Raw genomic sequence first — 19,244 nt, 5'->3', positions numbered from 1 at the left:
GACCGGGTGGCAGAGCAGTGCTGCGGGGGTCAGAGGACCCGGTAGCGGCGGACCCGCACCTTCTCCTTGGCGGCCTCGATGGCCCGCTCGGCCACCGACCCCGTCGTGAAGTCGAGGATCCAGGCCTTGCGGGTGTTGACGCCCAGGTTGGGGCCGGCCCCGTGCACGGTGTGGAAGTCGTGCGCGGTGGCCCCGCCGAGCTGGCACGGCGCCTCGGCCACGGTGGCCTCGTCGACCTCGAGGTACTTGACCGTCTTGCCGTCGGCCGTGGTGCGCTCGAGGTGCGTCTGGCGGCCACCCAGGTGGCTGCGGGTGACGTAGCGCATGGCGCCGTCCTCGACGCTGGTGTCCTGGAAGGGGATCCAGATCGCCAGCCGGTTGGTCCGGTCCGGGTCGTAGCCGGAGTCCTGGTGCCACGACGTGGTGCCCGCGAGGCCCGGGGGCTTGTAGATCGCGTGGTCGTAGAGCACGTAGGCGTTCGGGCCGAGCAGCTGCTTGGCCAGCTGCTGGGCGGCGTGGAAGACGGCCGTCTTGCGCAGCTCGGGGGCGAGCGTGGAGACGGCGTTGATCTCCGGGAGGATCGGCTTGGCCGGGTCGGCGCCGCCGGCCAGGTCGTGCGCGAACTGCTTCGGCACGTCGACGAAGCGGTCGAAGAGCCGGTCGAGGACCGTCCGGGCCCGGGCGAGCTCTGCGGCGTCGACGCCCAGCGAGGGGACGTGGACCCAGCCCTGCCGGGCGAACTGCTCGTTGATCACGGACGTAGCCGCGTGGTCGATGGTCATGCTGGCCTCACAAGGGTCGCTGCACACTGCCCCCCACCTGCCGAGCAGGCGGGGAGGAGAACGTTGTGCGCATTCGATCATGTGGTTGCACCGGCACACCACTCGCACCTTCACCCGCTGTGCTCGACACGCCATGTTCACCGGGGTGGGGTGACTCTGCGTGGACAGGCCCCGACCTTCGGCGAGCCACGCTCACCCGATCGGGTGAGCGCCCGTCACCCGGGTCAGGGCAGCCGGTGGTCGCGGGCGGTCGGCCAGGCCGGCAGGGCGCCGGGCGCGTCGACGGTCTCCGCGTCCGCGGTGCGGCGCAGCACCCAGTCGGCCGGCAGCACCAGTCGCGGTGCCACCCCGACGAGGACGGCGACCAGGACGGCGACGCCGCCGAAGGCCTCGCCGGTCTCCTCCACGAAGGTGGCTGCCGCGGCCCAGAACGGGTCGCCCGCGCGGCCGACGAGCGAGGACACCGCGGAGAGCCCGACCGCGGCCAGGGAGTAGAGCGAGAGGGCGGTGAGGACGCGGCGCCGGTCACGGCGTTCGGTCCGGCTGAGCCACCACAGCCCGGCGACGACGACGGCGACCACGGCGGCACTGCCCACCGCGGCCAGGACCGGGCGGGAGCCCACCCCGGTGAGCTCCAGGGCACGGACGTGCACCGTGCCGCCGGCCTTGACCTGGGCGATGGTCGCGGTGACGGCCGCGACGGCCAGCCACCAGGGACGGCGGCCGGTGCCGCGGGCGGCGCCGACGACGGCGACCACCGCGGCCGCGGCGAAGAGCGCGGCGACGAACATGCGCGGGACCGAGAGCGGGAGGTCCATCGCCCAGACCCGGGCGGCGCCCCGCTCGTGGCCGGTCGCCCGGAGGACGAAGCCAACGGTCTCCAGTCCGGTGGCCACCAGCAGCAGCACCGCGGCGACCGGCGGCAGGGGGATGCGGCGGCGGACGGGCCGCGCGGCGGGGACCGGCAGCAGCGCGGCCGGCACCTCCCGGCGGTCGGCCTCCCGGATCGCCAGGCCCACGAGCGGCGCCAGCACCAGCGAGAGCCCGGCCCACCCGATCAACACCCATCCCCACCACGGCATACGGCAGTCATCGGTACGCCGGCCGGAGAGCTTGACACCTGCCGGCCGACTGATCCGGGAGCGGTCGCCGGCCCCGCGGTCGGGCCGTCCGGAGCAGCGGTCTGATCACGGCGGGGGCGTCTCCGTGCACGGGTGGGTCACCAGGGCGGAGACTGATGTCACGTCCGGAGTTGACGGGGTCGCACCAGCACGGGCAACCTGCGGTCGATCGGACGTGTCGTTGTCCGCAGCGGTGGTCGAGACGAGGCGTTCCGTGGCGTGGTGGGCGTGGGTGGTGGCCGGCTGGTGCCTGGCCTCCCTCACTGCTGCCCTGGTCATGGGGACGGCCAGTGCCGAGATCTCCCGCCGTGAGCGCCGCGCGGCGGCGTCGGACGAGCTCGCCACGTTCGCGCCGGACGACACCGAGCTGACCGACCCCGCCGTGCTCCTCCGGTCCCGTCCCGAGGTCGTGGCCGTCGGCGGCGACGTCCGGCGCCGGCTCTCCCGCCCGGGCGCCGGCGGACCCCCTGCCCGGCCGGTGCGCGGCCGGGTGCGGACGAGCCGCCCCACCGCCTCCCTGCAGCGGCACCAGCGGGCCCGGCGCCCGGGTGTCTCCACTCCCCCGACCGCGGCGCAGCCGGGCCGCGGCGGGCACGGCAGTCGTTCCCTCACCCAGCACCGACCGGCGGCCCGCCGGCCCCTCGTGCCCACCCGCGACGAACTGGCCCAGCGACGCCGCCTGCGCGCCACGCCGTCCCTGGGCCGTTCCTCCGCGCTGGTCGTGGTCACCGGCCCGAGCCGCCGGGTGCGCACGCCACCGCCGCCGCCCCCGTCCCGCCTGCCCCGGCTCGCCGGCCCCCGCGCCCGGCGTCTCCTCCTGCTGGCCTGCGTGCCGGTGATCGCGCTGGGCCCGCTGCTCGCCAGCTCCACCAGTTCGCTGGGCAAGAGCTCGGCCCTCGCCGCCGAGCTCGCGGCCAATCCCGACCAGAGGGACCAGCTGCTCGCCGCCCTGGACCGCGGCCGGGTCATGGCCGGGCTGTCGACCCCCGTCACCGCGCCGCCGGCCGAGGCGCTCGCTCCTCCTGCTCCCGACGAGGACGGGGACGAGCCGGAGGAAACCACTCCGGCGGTCCGCACCCCCTCGCGCGCCACGCCGTCAAGCACCCCCGGCACCGGCGCCGCTCCCATGCCCGGCCGGTCGACGAGCGGCTCCACCCTGCCGTCGCCGACGACCGGGTCCCCGGCCCCGGCCACCGGCCAGGTCCCCGGCACGGCGCCGTCCACGGGCAGCCCAGTCACCCCGCTCCCGTCGAGCCCGGCCGTGCCCACGCCGACCCCGACCCCCACGCCGACGCCCAGCCCGACCGTGCCCACCCCGTCCCCGACGCCGAGCCCGGCCGAGCCGACCCCCAGCCCGACACCGACGCCCACCCCCAAGCCGACGCCGACGCCGAGCCCGACCGTGCCGACGCCGACGACGCCGGCCCCGGCACAGCCCACGCCGACCGTCCCGGCACCGGTCGAGCCGGCGCCGACCCCCACCGCCGCTGCGAACGGCAACGGGTCGGCGGCCCCGTCACGGCCCGCCCTGCGGAACGGCTGACCCGAGCATCAGGTCGGGCGCCGCGTCGTCCGTCCCCCCGGGGCGGGTGCGGCCGGTCGTCGAGCTCAGCGGCTGCACCCACGCGACGACCACACGTGCCCTGCGAGGCCCGTCAGCTCGCAGCGGAGCCGTACACCTCGTCGCCGTCCACGGATGCCGTCAGGCCGGTGCGCGGCGACGGTCGCGACGGCCCGCGAACGCAGCCACCAGCACGCCGACCTCGCCGAGCACCCAGGCCGCGACGATGCCGAGGTCACCGCGGTGGATGCCGTGGGTGGCGGAGAGCGTGAGCAGTACCGGCCCCTCCCGGAGGTAGTCCCCGGTCAGCAGGAGGACGGCGAACCCGGACAGGACCGCCGTCGTCAGGAGGGCACCCGTCCAACGGAACATCGGGAGACCGTATCGCCCGTCCAGGCCTTGTCCCGGCGGCGGCCGGCTCAGCCGGCGCGGCGGCCCAGGGCCCGGTAGGTCCACCCGGCGGCGACCCAGCGGTCCATGTCCAAGGCGTTGCGTCCGTCGAGGACGCGCTTCTGCGCGACCACGCGGCCGAAGGCGACCGGGTCGAGGTCGCGGAACTGCTGCCACTCGGTCAGCAGCAGGACGGCGTCGGCCCGCTCGGCCGCCTCCTCCGCAGTGTCGACGACGTCGAGCTGTGCCCACGACCGCCGGATGTTGTCCCCTGCTGCCGGGTCGGTCACCCGCACGACCGCGCCCTGCAGCTGGAGCTGGGCGGCGACGTTGAGGGCCGGGGAGTCGCGGATGTCGTCGCTGTCGGGCTTGAAGGCCGCGCCCAGCACCGCCACCCGCTTGCCGAGGAGGGAGCCGTCGAGGACCTCGCGGGCCAGGTCGACCATCCGGATGCGGCGGCGCATGTTGATGTTGTCGACCTCGCGCAGGAACGTGAGCGCCTGGTCGGCACCGAGTTCGCCGGCGCGGGCCATGAAGGCGCGGATGTCCTTGGGCAGGCAGCCGCCGCCGAAGCCGAGGCCGGCGTTGAGGAACTTGCGGCCGATGCGGTCGTCGTGGCCGATGGCGTCGGCGAGCTGCTTGACGTCGGCGCCGGTGGCCTCGCACAGCTCGGCCATCGCGTTGATGAAGGAGATCTTGGTGGCCAGGAACGAGTTGGCCGCCACCTTCACCATCTCCGCCGTCGCGTAGTCGGTCACCACCTGCGGCGTGCCGGCGGCGACGATCGGGGCGTAGACCTCGTCGAGCACCGCCCGGGCGGTCTGCCCGCTCGGGTCGGGCGACAGCCCGTAGACCAGCCGGTCGGGGTGCAGGGTGTCCTGGACGGCGAAGCCCTCGCGCAGGAACTCCGGGTTCCAGGCGAGCATCGCGCCGGGCACCTTGCCCTCGATCAGCTCGGCCAGCCGGGCGGCGGTGCCGACCGGCACCGTCGACTTGCCGGCGACCAGGTCCCCGGGCTCCAGCGCCTCGAGCAACGACTCGACGGCCGCCTCGACGTAGCGCAGGTCGGCGGCGTACTCACCGCGCTTCTGCGGTGTCCCGACACAGAGGAAGTGGACGACGGCACCCCGCGCGTCGGCCATGTTGGTGCTGAACCGCAGCCTGCCCGAGGCCAGGGACCTGCCGAGCAGCACCTCGAACCCGGGCTCGTAGAACGGCGCCCTGGCCTGCTGCAGCGACTCGATCTTGGCGCGGTCGACGTCGATGCCCACCACGTCGTGCCCGAGCTCGGCCATCGAGGCGGCGTGGACCGCACCCAGGTAGCCGCAGCCGATGACCGAGATCTTCATGGACGTCGCTTCTCTCCCGTCGAGCAGACAGGCGAGCGCCCACCGCACACGCGCACGGTAGAGGAGCCGATCGGCCCGGCACCAGCCCGCGGCCCCACGGCTCGGACCTGCGGCAGGACCCGCCTGGCGGGACCGGCTCCGGCCCACCCCGCACGGGTGAGACGGCCCCGGGACACCTGTGCCGGCCCACCGCCCGGCAGCGGGCGTCCGGCCAGGTGGGCAACCGGACACGGAGGTCTGCACGGCCGAGCGGACAGGATCAGCCGGGATCGGCGTCCCACGCACTGGTGATCATCTCGGAGAGGTCGCGAGTGGCGGTCCAGCCGAGTTCTCGGCCGATCCGTGTCACGCTGCCGACGATGCTCCCCGGGTCCCCGGGCCGGCGGGCCACCACCTCGTGCAGCAACGGCCGCCCGGTCACCGCCCGGACGGTGTCGAGCACCTCCAGCACGCTGTAGCCGGCGCCCCGGCCCACGTTGTAGGTGCCGCCGGGGTGGCCCGCCTGCAATGCGGCCGCGGCCAGGGAGTGCGCATCGGCGAGGTCGCGGACGTCGACGTAGTCGCGGACGCACGTGCCGTCGGGGGTGGGGTAGTCGTCCCCGAAGACCAGGGGCGTGGTCCCCTCCCTCAGCGCCCGGAAGACCATGGGCACCAGGTTGTAGGCACCCGTGTCCCGGAGCGCGGGACCGGCGGCGCCCACGACGTTGAAGTACCGGAGGCTGGTGACCCCGATGCCGTGCGCGCGGGCAGCCGCAGCAAGCACCCGCTCCCCGTACAGCTTGGACTCCCCGTACGGGCTCTGCGGCAGCGTCGGGGCGTCCTCGTCCACGGCGGGGAGGTCCGGTGATCCGTACACCGAGCAACTGGAGGAGAAGACGACCTGCCGGGCACCACTGTCGCGGACCGCCTGCGCCAGGCTGACGACGCCGCCCACGTTCTCCCGCGCGTACAGGAGCGGATCCGACATCGACTCGGTCGGCGACTTCTTGCCCGCCAGGTGCACCACACCGACGGCGCCGACGTCCCCGAGCAGTCGGGTGAGCCGCTCGGTCTCCAGGACGCTGAGCTGTTCGAGGTCCACATCACCCGGCAGCCGGGACGCGGCTCCGGTGGAGAGGTCGTCGACGACCACCACGCGCCGACCGGCCTCACGCAGAGCCTGGACGACGTGCGCTCCGATGTAACCGGCGCCGCCTGTGACCACCCAGCTGTCCGTCGTCATCGTCGGGAGCGTAGGGCAGCGACCTCAGCGTGCACCCGGTCCATCGTCCGGTGATCTGGAGCACCCAGATGCCCGTGCTTGCCGCCGCCGGTGCACATCTGACAGGGTCTGCGACGGGCGCCACGGGTGAAGATCTTGGCCCGACGACCCGGGACGACTCGCGTAGCCGCCAGCGCGCGAGCACCTGACGCGGAACCGATCGCAGCACGGCCGCCGGACGATCGGGAGAGGTGGCGGCTGGATGGACACCCCGGGGCGGATCAGCGTCATCATCGCCAACTACAACTACGGAAGGTTCGTCGGCAAGGCCATCGAGAGCGCGCTGGCGCTGGACTGGGACGACATGGAGATCATCGTCGTCGACGACGGCTCCACCGATGACTCGCGTGAGGTGATCGCCCGGTTCGAGGACCGGGTCACCATCATCCACCAGGAGAACTCGACCCAGCGGGTGGCCCGCAACCGCGGCTATGCCGTGTCGACGGGGGACGTCATCATCCACCTGGACTCCGACGACGTCCTCTTCCCCTCACTGGCCCGGGAGCTGGCCCGCGTCTGGCGGCCCGGCATCAGCAAGGTGCAGTTCCAGATGCTGCGGATCGACGAAGAGGGGAGGTCGTTGGGCTCGGTGTTCCCGCCCTTCACCGAGGAGCCGACGCCTGAGCAGGTGCGCGCCTGGGCCGACCAGACCTCGGCATATCCCACTCCCCCGGGTTCCGGCAACGCGTACTCCCGGGCCTTGCTCGACCGGATCTTCCCGCTCGACGACAGCTGTGGAGCGGCCACGGACTCAGCGTGCCTGGCAGTTGCTCCCTTCCTCGGGGACGTGGTCACCGTGGCCAAGCCACTGGTCGGGTACCGGGTGCACGGTGCCAACACGAGCGACCTGGTCGCGGACCTCGGGAGGTTCCCCCGGGCGATCGAACGGGCCCGTCAGCGGTACGAGTACGCCAGTCGGGTGCGCGGTCTCCGCCCGGATCCGGGACATCGACCACTGCGCCGCAGTCGACCCCTCCTCGAACTGCGGGTCGCGTCGTACCGGGTGCGACGTCAGGACCGTCCGCTCGCGGGAGAGGGGTTCGCCCGGTTGCTGTGGGACGCCCTGCGGTCCCCGGTGCACGCCGGACCCGAGCCCGCCGTGAAGCGGGCGCAGGTGCTGATCTGGAGCGTGCTCACGCTCGTCGCCCCGGCGCGGTTGGCCGAGCGACTCGTCGACCTGCGGTTCCGACGCGACAGACGCGCGATGGTCGGCCGCGTCCTCGGCCTCACCGGACGCGCGCCTCGCCCGCCCGTCCCCCAGCAGTCGTGACGGGCCGCGGTGCGGCTCCGTCGTGCTCCGTGTGAGTCTGTCGCAGTGGTTCGAGACGACGAGACAGGACGCGACCGATCGCTGGGCTGGGACCGGCCCGGTCCCGCCAACCCCGCTCGCGGACTCGTGACGTGACGCCGCCCCTCCGCTGGCTGCTCATGGCCGGCCACGTGCCGCCGGACGGTCGGGGTGGCGGGATCGTCCGCTACACCGTCGAGTTGGCCCGGGCCCTGGGACGCCGCGAGGACGTCGAGCTGCACCTGCTCACCTCCCCGGCCGCTGCAGGACCGCTGGCCGAGCTGGCCGGCGGCAGCCACCGGATCGTCCCGCTGCCGGCCGTGCCGGACGCCCTGGTCCCGGCCTTGGAGCGGTTCGCGCTGGGACGGCGGTTGGGGTCCCGCTTCGACGTGGTGCACGGGACCAAGCACCTGCTGCCCCGCGGCGTCGCCGCCCGCACGGTCCTGACCGTGCACGACCTCCTGCTGTTCGACCGGCCGGAGGACTTCCCGCTGCCCAAGCGGACGCTGCTGGGCCGGCCGTACGCCGGCTCGCTGCGCCAGGCGGACACGCTGCTGTGCGTCAGCGCGGCCACCCGCGACCGGCTGGTCCGCTGGGACTCCGCGCTGGCGGAGCGGACCGTCGTCGCGCCGCTGACGACCAGCCCCCAGCTGCTGGGGAGCGAGCCGGTCCCGGTGCCCGCGCTGGCGGGACGCCCCTTCGCGCTGGTGGTCGGTGACGCCTCCGCGCGCAAGAACGTGGCGGTCGCCGTCTCGGCTCTGGCCCGCGTGGTGCGGCACCGTCCGGACGCCGTCCTGGCGCTCGTCGGCCCACCCGCCTGGGGTGTGGAGGCCTACGGCCCCGACCACGCGGCACTGCTGGCCAGCGGGAACGTCGTCCAGCTGACCGGGGTGGACGACGGCACGCTGCGCTGGTGTTACGAGAACTGCGCGGTGGTTCTGGCGCCCAGCCTGGTGGAGGGCTTCGGCCTGCCTGCCGTGGAGGCGCTGGACCTGGGTGCCCCGCTGGTCACCTCGCTGGACCCCGCACTTGTCGAGGTCAGCGGGGACCGCGCCGAGCACCTGCCCGCCGACGACGTCACGGCGTGGGCCGGCGCTGCCCTGCGCCACCTGGACCACCCGGCAGCCGACCGTCCCGACCCGACGCGGCACCGCCGGACCTGGGACGACGTCGCTGCCGAGACCGTTGCTGCGGTCGTCCACCGCCCGGCCGCGGGCCCGGTCCAGCGCGGCTGACGCCTCGCAGCCGGCCCCCTCCGGCGTCACCGGCATCACATCGGTGCGAGCACCAGCTCACCATCAGCAGTGGCCAGCCCCGTCACCCGGCTCGGCCGCGGCGCAGCCCGATCACCCCGGCCAGGAGGTCCTTGAGGCACAGGCGCAGCCCTAGACCACCGTGTGCAGCCCGCCGGTAGGCGCCAGTGCGACTGAGGTTGCCGTACACGACAACCCGCCGGGCAAGCGAGGCCTCCGTGTAGAGGGCGAGTCGCGACCTCTCGTGCGCGGCGATCCGGGACCAGTACTCGGCGGCGTCTCGAGCTCGGGCTTGGAGTGCTGGCTCGACCGCAGATCGGCTCAACCCATGGAGCAGGGCCGACCTGTGATCGGCGATCTCATCTCTGCGGAGAGCTGGACTCGCAGCCACACCCAACGAGGACGTCCATGCCTTGAGGCTCCTGAGAGACACCGAGGGGGTCGCGTTGGCGCGGTGTCTCCGGTAATCGACGAGTGGTCGAACGTCCACCACGGTCTCAGCGATCGAGGTCCCCAGGAAGTAGATCCACAGGTCGTGTGACAGCAGCCCGTGGTGCTCGAAGGTGTGACGACCCCGCTCGGCCGGATCGATCACCGTCAGGAGGGTGCGATCGAACACCATGGAGAATCCGTAGTACACCGACCATGGGTCATGCGTCAGCGGAGCGAGCACCGAGCTCCTGGTGATCCCTTGGTCGAAGGAGCCGAAGACCTCGCCGCTCTCATCGATCAAGCGAGCCGCGTGTACGAACAGCGAGCTGCCAGACCGGGTGAGGGACTGCACCGCGACGTCGAGCTTGTCCGGCCGCCAGACGTCGTCTTGGTCGCAGAAGGCAACGTAGTCGCCCTGGGTCATGCGGGCAGCGTTGAGGAAGTTCCCGCCGTAACCCTGGCGAGTCGAGTTCTGGATGACCCGCACCGGAAACGTCGACGTCGTCCGGAAGTCGTCGACGATGTCCAGCGTCCGGTCGCTCGATCCGTCGTCCGCCACGATGAGTTCGGCTGGCGGAAAGGTCTGAGCTGTCAGACTCGCGAGTTGTTGTGCCAGGAACCGCTCGCCGTTGTACGTGGCCATGACAACGGAGACTGTGGGCACGCTTCCTCCATGATGAGCGTCGGGTGAACGCGACGAGGAAACGGCCGAGGGAACTGACCGTCCGCCGATCCTCACCTCCGACTGCCCGAGGCGCAGGACGGTGACGAACGTAGGACTCGCCTGGCCCGGAGGCTAGTTCGATCACCGACCGACTTCCCGCCGGCCGAGCGCTCCTCGCAGCGCAGGAAGCCGGGATGAGCCGCAGCAGTCGCCCACCGACCCGCCACCGAGCGTGCCTGTGCGCGGCTGACGAACTGGTGGACACCCCGCCGGGTGAGGTGTCGCGTTGAACAGCGTCGCGAGCCCCGGGGATGGTCCACAGGTGGATATCCTCGGCAGGCCCAGGGCCAGAAGGCACTGCGCTGTCCGATCATCCTGCGCGACGGAGGCCCCTGGTGCCCGGTTCGACCAACCGCGGAACTCGTGCTGGTCACGATCCCGCTGAGGGCCCACGCCAGACCAGGCCGCTCCGGGTCGCTGTCGTCCTGGCGTCGGCGAACCGACCCGACCTTCTTGGTGAGGTCGTGGCTGACCTGCAACGTCAGACCTGGCGTGACTTCACCCTCGTGCTCTCGGTACCCGACGAGAGCAGCCTGCCCGCCGGTCCGCTGCCGGAGGGCACCGTGGTCGTCCACGACCGTGGACTGGCCGCCCAGCGGAACGCCGGACTCGCCGCCGTGCCGGAGGCGACGCACGTCTTCTGCTTCGACGACGACGCGGTGGTGCGCGAGGACTTCCTCGAGCGGGCAGTGCTGTTCTTCGCCGCACACCCCGAGGTGGTCGCACTGACAGGACAGGTGCTGCTGGACGGCGCCGCCGGTGACGAGATCCCCCGTGACGAGGCCGATCAGGCGCTCGCCGCGTCCTCGGCCGCCCCACCGTCGGGGAGGTGGACGCCCAGCCGCGAGCTGTACGGCTGCAACTTCGCCTTCCGCGCCGACGCGGTCGGCGGGGAGAGGTTCGACGCCCGCCTGCCGCTGTACTCCTGGCTCGAGGACCACGACTTCGCCCGCCGGCTGATGCGTCACGGGGCGTTGGCGAAGGTGGACGACTGCGTGATCGTGCACCGCGGCGTGAAGTCCGGTGGCCGGATGGCGCACGAGCGACTGGGCTACTCCCAGGTCATGAACCCTGCCTACCTGCACCACGTCGGCAGCTTCCCGCTGTGGCTGACGGTCTACGAGACCCTCCCCCGGACCACCAAGAACGTGGTGCGCGCCGTCCGCGGCCCGGAGGCGGAGTGGCGGCGCGAACGGGTCCGCGGCAACGCACGGGCGATGGGCGACGTCCTCCGCCGCCGCTTCACCCCCGAGCGCATCCTCGACCTGCCGCTGTCACGGGACCGGCGGGCGGGCCGCCTCACGCCGGACAGCTCGGGACGACCGCGTTAGGGTCGCAGGCCGCGAGGCCACCGTGGTCGTGCAGAAGGACGCACCGTCAGACGTGAGGAGGTCCTCGTGACCACGGCCGGGGGCCATCAGCGGATCGTCGACGCCGTCGTCCTCGGGGCAGGGATCAGCGGTCTGGTCTCGGCCTCGGTCCTGCTCCAGCAGGGCAGCCGCGACATCATCGTGCTCGACGAGTACGACCACGTGGGCGGCAACCACATCGACCGCTCCTACGATGGGTGCACCTACGACATCGGCAGCCTGATCTTCCAGGACGACTCGCCGTTGCTCCGGCACTTCCCGGAGATCCTGCCGCGGTACGTCCCCATCGAGCCGAGCTGGGCCCGGTTGAACCCCCAGGGCATCGTGACCCACTACCCCTTCTCGATCAACGACGACGTCCTCGCCGCCGGCCCGCGGGAGCTCCTCCGCATGGCGGCTTCGGCACTCGCCGGACGCCTCTTCATCCGGCGTCAGCGCAACGCGAAGGACTTCTCCGAGCACCTGCTGGGTGCCCGGTTCGTCGAGCGTTCCGGGCTCGGCTACTACATGGAACGGTTCTGCGGCCTGCCGCCAGAACAGATCGACCTCGAGTTCGCCCGGAGCAGGATGGCGTGGCTCGCCGACCAGGCCAAGGTCGGGGAGCTGGTGCGCCGGGTGGTCCGGTCGCGGACCGGTGACCCGGAGGCCAAGGGCAGCAACCGGCAGCTGGCCCGGCCACGCGAGGGCTTCAGCTTCCTCTACGAGCCAGCCGTCGACCGCCTCGCGGCGCGCGGTGTGGACCTCCGTCTCGGGGTCACGCTCCGCAGCGTGCGCAAGGTCGACGACCACTTCGTGGTGGACACCGGCGACGGCCCGCTGCGAGCCCGACGGATCGTCTCCACCATCCCGCTCGATCGCGCCGTCGAGCTCTGCGACGTCGTCGTACCGGGTGCCCCACTGCCCACCGTCACCCTCGTCAGCCTCTTCTTCAGCTTCCAGGGTCACCGCGGCTTCGGACCGTCCATCCTCTACAACTTCTCCCGCGAGGGAGCGTGGAAGCGGCTCACGGTGCACTCGGACTTCTACGGCCCGTCCGTGGGCCGCGAGTTCTTCACCACCGAGGTGATCGGCCACCAGGTCGGCGACTCGGTGGACACCGCCGAGCGCGACTTCCGCGACCACTGCGGCGCCAACGGCCTGTTCGTCGGTGACCTGCGGCTCGAGGGCAGCCACGTGCTGACGAACGCCTACCCCGTCTACACCCAGGGCAGCGGTCAGCGGGCCCGGGACGCCGTCCAGGCGCTGCGGTCCTTCGGTCTGGAGTCACTCGGACGTCAGGGCGCCTTCCAGTACCAACCGACGGCCCGCGCCTCCACCATCGAGGCCGAGCAGGCGCTCCAGCGCCGAGGTGCACGACCCATCAACGACCACAGAGAGGCGCCATGACCGCGTTAAGGATCATGCACGTCCTCAAGCACGCCGTACGGGGGAACGGCCATGTCCACGTGGCCGTCGACTTGGCGTGCGCCCAAGCCGATGCCGGGCACGAGGTGATCTTCGCGAGCACACGAGGTTCCTACGACGACCTGCTGCGCGCGCATGGCGTCACCGTCGTCGACATCCCTGAGGCAACCGACGCAGGTGGTGCGGCACGGGGTGGATGGGCCCTGCTGCGCCTGGCCCGGAGGCGGCGTCCACAGGTCATCCACGCCCACATGATGTCCTCGGCCGTCCAGGCCTACCCCGTCGCGAAGCTGACCGGCGCCGCCCTCGTGACGACGGTTCACAACTCGTTCGACGCGCACTCCTCGTTGATGCGACTCGGCGACGTCGTGGTTGCGGTGAGCGAGGCAGAGCGGCAGGCGCTCCTACTCCGCGGTTTTCGGCCGGACAGGACGGTGGCCGTCCTGAACGGCGCTGCTCGATCGCCGCGCGAGTCCCTACCGCTGGACGACATCGGCCCGCTGGCGAGCCCCTGTGTGCTCAGCTTGTCCGGGCTTCATCCGCGCAAGGCCGTCAACGACATCATCACGGCCTTCTCAGAGGTGGTTCCGGAGTTCCCGGAGTGGCATCTCAACGTCGTTGGCTGGGGTCCTGATCTTGAGCCCCTGCAGTCGCAGGTCCGCCAGCTCGAACTCCAGGAGTCTGTTCACTTCACGGGCTCGACCCTCACGCCGAAGCCGCTGCTTGAGGCCGCCGACATCTTTGCATCGGCATCTCTGGCCGACCCCTGTCCGCTCACCACGACCGAAGCACGGGCCGCGGGTTGCGCGATCGTCGCCACCGCCGTCGGTGGCGTTCCCGAGGTGCTCGACCATGGTCGAGCTGGCCAGTTGGTCCCGCCCTCGGACCCTTCGGCCATGGCCCAGGTCTTCCGCGAGCTCATGGGCGACGCGAAGGCCCTCGAGGCTTGGCGCGCAGCAGCTCTTGAGGGTTCAGAACACATGACTGTCTCGCGGGTGGCTGCTGACTACGAACGGGTCTACCGATCAGTCCTGTGAACGGCTGGTGGGCGCGGCGGGCGGGATCGGACCGGCGCGTCGGACAGGACGACCGGCCGGCTCCCGGGCGCCGTGGTGAGATACCTGACCGGGCAAACAGGTCCACGGTGCCCGCGGTGCCGCCTACGCTGCGGTCGTGAGCGACGTGACCGAGGCGCCCGCCGCCCCGCCAGAAGGGGGCGGCCTCCGGCGGGCCGTGGTCCTGATGAGCGCGTCGAGCTTCCTCGTCCCCGTGGCTGGCGTGCTCACCCAGCCGGTCCTCGCCCGCGCCCTCGGCGCGGTCGGGCGCGGGGAGATGACCGCCGCCATCGTGCCGGCGGTCCTCGCCGGCTCGGTGGCGACACTCGGCCTGCCCGACGCCCTGACCTTTCTCGTCGCGAAGAATCCACGGATCACCCGGCACGCCCTGGCCTGGTCCATGGCCCTGTCGGCGGTGCTCGGCGTGATCTGCCTTGTGGCCACCTGGGCCGTCCTGCCCCTGCTGACCGGCGGAGATGCCGCGCTCGGCCGACTCATGCTCCTGTCGATGGCGCTCACCATCCCGGTGCTGTTCGTCGGTGCCGCCCGCGGCGCGGCGATGGGGCGCCAGATGTGGGGCGCTGTGGCCGTAGAGAGCCTGATCTCGACGAGCTTGCGGGTCATCGCGCTCGTCGGCCTCTGGGTCACCGGGGACCTCACCCCGCTGATCGCGGTCGTCGTGATCTTCGTGGTCCCCACCGTCGCGGGAGTCGTCTACGCCCCGTTGCTCCGCCGGCACCCCGGGAGCGCTGCCGAGCCGAGGGGCAAGGTCTTCGCGCCGCTCGTGACCTACGGCAGCCGGACCTGGTTCGGTTCGGTCGCCAGCATGCTGGTGGCCAAGACGGACCAAGTGCTGATGACCCCGCTGTCCAGCGTGCGGGACCTCGGCCTCTACAGCGTCGCCACCGCCGTCACCGACGTCCCCATCCTCTTCGGCCTCGCCGTGGCCGGGGCGCTGCACGGCGTGAACAGCAGGTCCAGCAACCCCCCGCAGCTGGCCCAAGCGACCCGCATCACGCTGCTGCTGGGACTACTCGTCTCCATCGCTCTCGGGGCGACCGCGCCGTGGTGGATCGTCCCGCTCTTCGGGGAGGGCTTCGAGGACGCGGTCGTGCCGACGATGCTGCTGTTCATCGCCGCGGTGCTCTACATACCCGGCCCGATAGCAGGCGCCGGACTCGCGTCGTCCGGCCGTCCGGGCCTCCGCAGCATCGTCTTCGGGTGCACCTTCATCGTCAACGTGGTCGTCTTCGTCCTGCTCGTCCCGCAGTTCGGCGTGCTCGGAGCCTGCTGGACGGCCATCGTGAGCGGCGCGCTCCAAACCTGCCTGATGGTGGGAGCAGCCTCGCGGGTGCTCGAGGTCCCGGCGCGCAGCTTCGTGGTGCCGCGGCGAGCCGACGTCATCCTCATCTGGCGGGAAGGTCGGCAATTGGTGGCAAAGGCCCTCGCCCGAATGCGTCCGGGCCGGACCGGTAGCTCCGTAGACTGATCGCAGGGAACGTCCGCGGCGCTCAGGGCCGGCGTGCCGCTGCCGTGAACCGGCGGATGACCAACGCGTGCTCGGCGACCACCACGGAGCGGGAGAACAGGTCGGCTGCTGCACGTCGCCGGGCCACGTCGCCGGGCTCGTCCCGCCGCCCGGCAGCGCGCACCAGCCCCTCGGCGAGCGCCTCGGGCGACTCGGGGGCCACCAGCTCACCGATGGCGGTGTCCGTGATGACGTCCGCGGGCCCGAACTCGCAGTCGGTGGACAGCAGCGGCAGGCCGAAGCGGAGGGCCTCCACGAGGACCACGCCGAACCCCTCCCACCGTGAGGCCAGCACAAAGCAGTCAGCAGCCACCAGGTGGCGGTCAGGGTCTGTCGTGTAGCCGGCGAAGACCACGACGTCGTCCAGGCCGAGGCGGGTGGACAGGGCGCGCAGGGCTGCCTCCTCCGGGCCCGAACCGACCAGCGTCAGCCGTACGGGGGGCAGCCGGGGACGGGCCAGGGCCAGCGCGTGCAGCAGCACGTCCTGCCCCTTCTGGTAGGAGAGCCGCGCCACGCTGATGAACTGGAAGGGATCCCCGACCGAGGGTCCCCGGTCGGGCGCCTCGAAGTCCCGCACCGGGTTCGGCACATACACGACCGGCACTGCGGGTGTCAGTGCCCGCGCCGCATAGCGCTCCAGCGAGCGGGAGACGGCCAGGACGCCGGACACCCGGCTGGCCATGAAGCGGCGGAAGAACGCGAAGGCTGCCCGGGTGCTGAGCGTGCCCCTGGCCTGCTCGACCCGCGGGTTGCCGTGCAGGTGGGGCAGGAAGACGGGCAGCCGCAGACCACGCGTCGCCACCCAGGTGAGCACCGACGGTTCCACCTGGGGACAGACGAGGACGTCGAAGCGCTCCCGGGCGACGCACGAGCGGATCGCCAGGGCCAGGTTCCGCAGGCGCTGGACGTCGAGGACGTGCTGCGTGTAGGCGGTGTCCTGCAGAACGGCCTCGTCGTACCGGCGGGCGTACACCACGTGGACGTCGAGGGCCTCAGAGTGCTCCTCGGCCAGCCCCGTGGCGATCTCGTGGACCACCCGCTCGACGCCGGCGAAGTGCCCGGACGGTGGGACGAAGTAGGCGATCTTCACCCGGGCGTCAGCGGTTCGCATGCGGGTGAACCTAGCCACTCGGGATCACCCGCTGCGTCACGGCGCCGTCAGGTCCACCCGGCACCGAGCCGCTCGCCGTGACGAAGCGGCGAGCGCGCCGCACGTCCACGTTGACCGCAGCGTGAGCCAGCACTCCCAGTGACATCCACAGCACCCCGCTGTTGTCCGAGAGGTCAGGCCCGGAGACCACCTTGCAGATCAGCAGAGCGGTCAACGCCCATACCGCGGGACGAGCCTGACGGACGCCCCAGCCCCGGCGCACGAGGGTGACCACCGCCGCGAGCAACAGGAGTGCGCCCACCACGCCGACCGTGCTCAGCAGCGAGGCGACGAAGGAGGAGGCCCGGTTCGAGCCCAGGCCCGTACCGAACCCGAAGGTGTTGACGACCAGGTCGTAGCTGAAGCTGTCCGCCGAGGAACGGTCGGTGTACGACGAGGAGGAGACCTTGTCCGACACCTGCTGGCCGATCGCGTTGGCCACGACCGGCAGCAACCACAGCGACGCGATCGCGGCGGCGCACAAGGCAGCCACTGCCGCGCGGCTGAGCGAACCACGGCGCAGCACGAAGGTCGCAGTGCCGACGAGGATCGCGATGACCGCCAGGGCGACGCCCGCCACGACGAACGTGGTCGACGTCGAGATCGACCCGAGGAAGAGCGCCATGGAGCCGACCACCAGCAGGCCCAGCCGCCGCAACCCCCGGACGGACCACAGCCGGGAGACGGCATAGGCGATGGTGACCAGGCACGACGTGGCGAGCCCGGCCGGCTCGGAGAAGATCCCCCGCACGCGGAGAAGCCCTCCCGGCGCGGTCTGGATGAAGGCGAAGGCCGGGGAGTTGTCGAACACTCCGACGGGGAACGGCACCCCGGCCGACGTGTGCGTCCAGCTCCAGAACGACAGGAGGGTGGCCAGCCCGACGGCCGTGCCGATGAGCTCCGGCCCGGTCCACCTCGACCGGGCGAGGTAGGCGACGACGACGACGCTGAGCACCAGGTAGGCGATCTGGGCGAGGTTCGACTTGGTCAGCACGCCGGCCCTGAGCGTCGCCGCCGCCCCGGAGGGGTTGAGCACGGCGAGCCCGTCGAACAGCAACGGGGCGGTGAGCGTCACGAGCACCGACAGGACCACCAGCAGGACCAGCTGTCGGCTGGCCGGCACGGGGAGGAACTGTCCGCGCGCGGAGGTGTCGGTTGCTCGCAGGAGCCCCAGGCCGACTCCCACCAGCGCGCCGATCGCGACCGCGTAGAACGTCGGCACGGCCACAGCGCCGACCACCAGGGCCGCGCCGACCGGGGTCGCCCCGCCCAGGGCGAGCGCACGGCCGTACCCACGCGGGTTCAGCACCCCGAAGACGATGACCGCGACGGTGGCGATCGTCAGACTGGTGATGCCGACCTCCTCGGAGATGTGCCGCCGGATGCGGTCCGCGTGCAACGGCCGGCCGGGCGGCAGACCCGGTGCAGCGAGCTCCGGGTCACCGCCGCCGCCACCGGAGGACGACGAGTGGCCGGACCAACGACCGGGGGACGCTCAGGACAGCCAGGCACCAGGCGGCGAGCACGAGACGTGCGCGCCACGACTGGTCACCGGGGTGGAGCGGGGACCGCAGGACGTCGAGGAACAGCCGCAAACGCCCGTCTCCCGGCAGTGGCCGCTCCCCCGGGGTCGATCGGACCGCTGCAGCGCGGAACTGGAGCAACTCGCGACTGCGGAAGAGCGGGCGCTCGTCGACCTCCTCCGGGCGGACGCCGATCGACTGCTGGGCGAAACGCCAGCGCGCCCGGGCGCGCTCCACCTCACGGGCGAACCGCGTGTCGTCGCTCAACAGGTTGCTGTCATTGGCGCCGTGTTTGCGGTACCCGACGACGGTGTCGGGCACGGTCACCACGTCGCCGTGGAAGGGAGCAGCGGCGATGCACCCGGAGTCGGCGGACTCCCCGATGCTGGCGTCGAGCGGGAAGATCCGGTCCAGGAACCACCGGGCGTAGGCGTTGCCCGAGCCGGGCGGGGTCGGCTGCGCCGACGTCCGCACGACCCACCGGCGGATGTCGGCCGGTGAGGGCACGGACCGCCACTGCGGGAAGGGCTCGCCGAACGGCACCCCCGCCTCGTCGATGCGCTGCATGCGGAACTGGACCTTGCTCACGGAGGGCGTCCAGACCTCGGCCAGTCGCTCGGCCAGCTCGGGCGGGAGCACGTCGTCGGCGTCCAGGAAGACGACGACGTCTCCCGTGCTCTCCGCGAACCCCCGGTTGGCAGCGACACGCTGGCCCCCGTTGGCGAGGGAGATCAGCCGCACCCGATCGGCGTAGCGCTCGAGCACCTCGGCCGACCCGTCGGTGGAGCCGTCGTCGACGACCACCACCTCGACATCGCCCCAGCGGAGCGCCAGGGCGCTGTCCACCGCTGCGCCCACGTACTGCGCGTAGTTGTAGTTCGCGATCACGACGCTCAGGCGCTGCACTCGATCCTCACCCACCGATCGCCCGACTGGCACGTGAACTCCCCACACTGGCCGGACTTGAGAGGCCGAGACCGGACCCCGACACCGAACCGGAGCCGTCATCGACCCGCAGCCTAGGGCCGGTGGACCCCCACGAGAAGTCACGCA

At 72.2% G+C, this 19,244-nt stretch carries 16 protein-coding genes; 7 read left to right on the top strand and 9 right to left on the bottom strand.

Annotated features, from left to right (window positions below; genetic code table 11):
* Positions 1 to 29 precede the first annotated feature (29 nt).
* Both GCU67_RS09950 and GCU67_RS09945 read right to left on the bottom strand, forming a co-directional pair.
* Positions 30 to 782, bottom strand: coding sequence for a phytanoyl-CoA dioxygenase family protein (locus GCU67_RS09950; protein WP_163611071.1), 753 nt, complete (start codon positions 780 to 782; stop codon positions 30 to 32).
* A 224-nt stretch (positions 783 to 1,006) separates the two neighbouring features.
* Positions 1,007 to 1,846, bottom strand: coding sequence for a hypothetical protein (locus GCU67_RS09945; RefSeq protein ID WP_338104909.1), 840 nt, complete (start codon positions 1,844 to 1,846; stop codon positions 1,007 to 1,009).
* A 271-nt stretch (positions 1,847 to 2,117) separates the two neighbouring features.
* On the opposite strand from GCU67_RS09945, the gene GCU67_RS21325 reads away from it, so the two are divergent.
* Positions 2,118 to 3,446, top strand: coding sequence for a hypothetical protein (locus tag GCU67_RS21325; protein ID WP_211661116.1), 1,329 nt, complete (start codon positions 2,118 to 2,120; stop codon positions 3,444 to 3,446).
* Positions 3,447 to 3,605: 159 nt separating this feature from the next.
* On the opposite strand, the gene GCU67_RS09935 is transcribed toward GCU67_RS21325, so the two are convergent.
* From GCU67_RS09935 to galE, 3 genes are all read right to left on the bottom strand, one after another.
* Positions 3,606 to 3,836 (bottom strand): hypothetical protein, encoded by a 231-nt coding sequence (locus GCU67_RS09935; RefSeq protein WP_163611069.1) that lies wholly within the window; start codon positions 3,834 to 3,836, stop codon positions 3,606 to 3,608.
* A gap of 47 nt (positions 3,837 to 3,883) precedes the next feature.
* Positions 3,884 to 5,203 carry a UDP-glucose dehydrogenase family protein gene (locus tag GCU67_RS09930; RefSeq protein WP_163611068.1) on the bottom strand — a complete coding sequence of 440 codons (1,320 nt, stop codon included), beginning with the start codon at positions 5,201 to 5,203 and terminating at the stop codon, positions 3,884 to 3,886.
* A 259-nt stretch (positions 5,204 to 5,462) separates the two neighbouring features.
* On the bottom strand, positions 5,463 to 6,425 hold the full coding sequence (galE, locus tag GCU67_RS09925) for a UDP-glucose 4-epimerase GalE (protein WP_163611067.1): 963 nt from the start codon (positions 6,423 to 6,425) through the stop codon (positions 5,463 to 5,465).
* A gap of 241 nt (positions 6,426 to 6,666) precedes the next feature.
* Between galE and GCU67_RS09920 the strand changes: the two genes are divergently transcribed.
* Both GCU67_RS09920 and GCU67_RS22410 read left to right on the top strand, forming a co-directional pair.
* A complete protein-coding gene (locus GCU67_RS09920) occupies positions 6,667 to 7,734 on the top strand; it encodes a glycosyltransferase family 2 protein (RefSeq protein WP_163611066.1) in 1,068 nt (355 codons plus the stop codon).
* Positions 7,735 to 7,865: 131 nt separating this feature from the next.
* Positions 7,866 to 8,987 carry a glycosyltransferase family 4 protein gene (locus tag GCU67_RS22410; protein WP_338104908.1) on the top strand — a complete coding sequence of 374 codons (1,122 nt, stop codon included), beginning with the start codon at positions 7,866 to 7,868 and terminating at the stop codon, positions 8,985 to 8,987.
* A gap of 82 nt (positions 8,988 to 9,069) precedes the next feature.
* On the opposite strand, the gene GCU67_RS09910 is transcribed toward GCU67_RS22410, so the two are convergent.
* A complete protein-coding gene (locus GCU67_RS09910) occupies positions 9,070 to 10,101 on the bottom strand; it encodes a glycosyltransferase (RefSeq protein ID WP_338104907.1) in 1,032 nt (343 codons plus the stop codon).
* 485 nt (positions 10,102 to 10,586) lie between these two features.
* On the opposite strand from GCU67_RS09910, the gene GCU67_RS09905 reads away from it, so the two are divergent.
* The 4 genes from GCU67_RS09905 to GCU67_RS09890 all read left to right on the top strand — a co-directional run bounded on the left by GCU67_RS09905 (position 10,587) and on the right by GCU67_RS09890 (position 15,479).
* Positions 10,587 to 11,492: a glycosyltransferase family 2 protein gene (locus tag GCU67_RS09905; RefSeq protein ID WP_246214914.1), complete on the top strand. Its 906-nt coding sequence runs from the start codon at positions 10,587 to 10,589 to the stop codon at positions 11,490 to 11,492.
* Between the two features lie 66 nt (positions 11,493 to 11,558).
* A complete protein-coding gene (locus GCU67_RS09900) occupies positions 11,559 to 12,917 on the top strand; it encodes an FAD-dependent oxidoreductase (RefSeq protein ID WP_163611063.1) in 1,359 nt (452 codons plus the stop codon).
* Positions 12,914 to 13,972, top strand: a complete 1,059-nt coding sequence (locus tag GCU67_RS09895; protein WP_338104906.1) for a glycosyltransferase family 4 protein — start codon at positions 12,914 to 12,916, stop codon at positions 13,970 to 13,972. The genes GCU67_RS09900 and GCU67_RS09895 overlap by 4 nt, the downstream gene beginning before the upstream one ends.
* A 136-nt stretch (positions 13,973 to 14,108) precedes the next feature.
* Positions 14,109 to 15,479: an oligosaccharide flippase family protein gene (locus tag GCU67_RS09890; protein WP_163611061.1), complete on the top strand. Its 1,371-nt coding sequence runs from the start codon at positions 14,109 to 14,111 to the stop codon at positions 15,477 to 15,479.
* Positions 15,480 to 15,501: 22 nt separating this feature from the next.
* Here the strand turns inward: GCU67_RS09890 and GCU67_RS09885 are convergent, their stop codons facing one another.
* The 3 genes from GCU67_RS09885 to GCU67_RS09875 are packed head-to-tail and all read right to left on the bottom strand — an operon-like array spanning position 15,502 to position 19,097.
* Positions 15,502 to 16,629, bottom strand: coding sequence for a glycosyltransferase (locus tag GCU67_RS09885; RefSeq protein WP_163611060.1), 1,128 nt, complete (start codon positions 16,627 to 16,629; stop codon positions 15,502 to 15,504).
* Positions 16,630 to 16,639: 10 nt separating this feature from the next.
* Positions 16,640 to 18,067, bottom strand: a complete 1,428-nt coding sequence (locus tag GCU67_RS09880; RefSeq protein ID WP_211661115.1) for a hypothetical protein — start codon at positions 18,065 to 18,067, stop codon at positions 16,640 to 16,642.
* A gap of 40 nt (positions 18,068 to 18,107) precedes the next feature.
* A complete protein-coding gene (locus tag GCU67_RS09875; protein ID WP_163611059.1) occupies positions 18,108 to 19,097 on the bottom strand; it encodes a glycosyltransferase in 990 nt (329 codons plus the stop codon).
* Positions 19,098 to 19,244: the final 147 nt, after the last annotated feature.

This window comes from Modestobacter muralis (genome assembly GCF_010682105.1).
GTDB classification, from domain to species: domain Bacteria; phylum Actinomycetota; class Actinomycetes; order Mycobacteriales; family Geodermatophilaceae; genus Modestobacter; species Modestobacter muralis.
This window is presented reverse-complemented; position numbering and strand designations above follow the sequence as displayed.

Excerpts from the sequence above, each read along its gene's own strand:
- GCU67_RS09950 (WP_163611071.1), bottom strand. The coding sequence starts at position 782 with ATGACCATCGACCACGCGGCTACGTCCGTGATCAACGAGCAGTTCGCC.
- GCU67_RS09935 (WP_163611069.1), bottom strand. The coding sequence starts at position 3,836 with ATGTTCCGTTGGACGGGTGCCCTCCTGACGACGGCGGTCCTGTCCGGG.
- GCU67_RS09930 (WP_163611068.1), bottom strand. The coding sequence starts at position 5,203 with ATGAAGATCTCGGTCATCGGCTGCGGCTACCTGGGTGCGGTCCACGCC.
- galE (WP_163611067.1), bottom strand. The coding sequence starts at position 6,425 with ATGACGACGGACAGCTGGGTGGTCACAGGCGGCGCCGGTTACATCGGA.
- GCU67_RS09920 (WP_163611066.1), top strand. The coding sequence starts at position 6,667 with ATGGACACCCCGGGGCGGATCAGCGTCATCATCGCCAACTACAACTAC.
- GCU67_RS09895 (WP_338104906.1), top strand. The coding sequence starts at position 12,914 with ATGACCGCGTTAAGGATCATGCACGTCCTCAAGCACGCCGTACGGGGG.
- GCU67_RS09885 (WP_163611060.1), bottom strand. The coding sequence starts at position 16,629 with ATGCGAACCGCTGACGCCCGGGTGAAGATCGCCTACTTCGTCCCACCG.